We start from the raw sequence: 2,209 nt of genomic DNA, 5'->3' as shown, positions 1-2,209 counted from the left end.
AGCGCGGATCGCGCCCGATCAGCCCGCCGGCACCGGTGCCGGCGACACGCCCGGGGCGGGTCTGCGGGCCCGCCTCGCCGGCCTGCCGACCGCCGAACGCGACCGTGGGCTGCTCGAGTTGGTGCGCGGAGGTGCCGCCGCCGTGCTCGGGCACACCGGGGCCGGCGCGGTGGAGGCCACCCGGTCCTTCCGCGACCTCGGCTTCGACTCCTTGACGGCGGTGGAGCTCCGCAACCGGCTCTCCGCCGAGACCGGTCTGAAGCTGCCCAGCACCCTCGTCTTCGACCATCCGACCCCGGCCGCCCTGGCCCGGCTGCTGCGCCGGGAGCTGTTCGCCGACGACCCTGACCCGCAGGACACCGGGCGGGTGCCCGTCCCGGTCGCCTCGACCACGGACGACCCGGTCGTCATCGTCGGCATGGCCTGCCGACTGCCCGGCGATGTGACCGGCCCGGACGACCTGTGGCACCTGGTCGTCGAAGGGACGGACGCGATCTCGGAGTTCCCCACCGACCGCGGCTGGGATCTCGACGCGCTCCACGGCTCCGTCCACGGCGGAAGCGGCGGCGACGGCGGCCGCCGAGGCCGCAGCCACACGCGCGCCGGCGGGTTCCTCACCGACGCCGCGCAGTTCGACCCGGGCTTCTTCGGCATCTCGCCCCGCGAGGCCCTCGCCGTCGACCCGCAGCAGCGACTGCTGCTGGAGGCGTCCTGGGAGGCACTGGAGCACGCCGCGATCCGGCCGGACTCGCTGCACGGCAGCCGTACCGGCGTGTTCGTCGGCGCCGGCAGCTCCGGCTACGGCATCGGACTGCGCGAAGTGCCCGAGGGACTCGACGGACAGCTGCTGACCGGCGTCGCCGGCAGCGTGGCCTCCGGCCGTATCGCCTACACCTTCGGCTTCGAGGGGCCGGCCGTCACTGTCGACACCGCGTGCTCGTCCTCCCTCGTCGCACTGCACCTGGCCGCGCAGTCCCTGCGGTCCGCCGAGTGCGACCTCGCCCTGGTGGGCGGCGTCACCGTGCTCGCCGACCCGGGCGCGTTCGTCGAGTTCAGCGCCCAGGGCGGTCTCGCCGCCGATGGGCGCTGCAAGGCGTTCTCCGACGACGCCGACGGCACCGGCTGGGCCGAGGGTGTCGGCGTCCTCGTCGTCGAGCGGCTGTCCGACGCCCGCCGCAACGGGCACGACGTGCTCGCGGTGATCGCCGGCTCCGCGGTCAACCAGGACGGCGCCTCCAACGGTCTCACCGCGCCCAACGGGCCCGCCCAGCAGCGCGTCATCCGTGCCGCGCTGGCCGACGCCGGGCTCGCCCCGGCCGACGTGGACGCCGTCGAGGCGCACGGCACCGGTACGGCCCTCGGCGACCCGATCGAGGCGCAGGCCCTTCTGGCCACCTACGGCCAGGACCGCGAACAGCCCCTGTACCTCGGCTCGTTGAAGTCGAACATCGGTCACACCCAGGCCGCCGCGGGCGTCGCCGGCATCATCAAGACGGTGCTCGCCCTGCGGCACGGGGTGTTGCCGCGCACCCTGCACGTGGACGAGCCGTCCTCGCACGTCGACTGGTCGGCCGGTGGCGTAGTCCTGCTGACCGAGAACACCGACTGGCCGCGGACCGAGGGCCGTCCCCGCCGCGCCGGGGTGTCCGCGTTCGGCGTGTCCGGCACCAACGCCCACGTCGTCCTGGAGCAACCGGAACCCGCCCCGGCCGACGCGGACGACGAGCCCCCCACCGTCATCCCCGAACCGCCCCTGCTGCCCTGGCTCGTGTCCGGCCGTACCCGTGCCGCGCTGCGCGCCCAGGCCGAGCGGCTCGCCGACTTCGTCGAGGCGCGCCCCGGCGCCGTCGGGGCCGAGGTCGCCGCGTCCCTCGTCCGCACCCGCTCGGTGTTCGAGCACCGCGCCGTGGTGTGGGGCACCGACCGCGACCAACTGCTGCGCGGACTGCGCGCGGTCGCCGCGGACGAGGCGGCGGCCGGCGCCGTCGTCGGCTCGGCGCCCACCGACGGCCGCACCGCTTTCCTGTTCGCCGGTCAGGGCTCGCAACGCCTCGGTGCAGGGCGCGAGTTGTACGACACGTATCCGGTCTTCGCGGACGCCTTCGACACGGCCTGCGCCCACCTGGACGCCGAACTGCCGCGCCCGCTGCGGGAGGTCGTGTTCGGCGAGGACGGGGACGTGCTGAACCGCACCGAGTTCGCGCAGCCA

1 protein-coding gene is annotated in these 2,209 nt (G+C 75.2%); it reads left to right on the top strand.

Features of this window, described 5'->3' with window-relative positions:
* On the top strand, positions 1-2,209 hold a 2,209-nt coding region (locus AC5WS8_RS39010), incomplete at both ends, for a type I polyketide synthase (protein WP_496108213.1).

This window comes from Streptomyces sp. PTL18 (assembly GCF_059510295.1).
The sequence above is the reverse complement of the archived record's forward strand: the minus strand, read 5'-3'. Positions and strand labels throughout refer to the sequence as shown.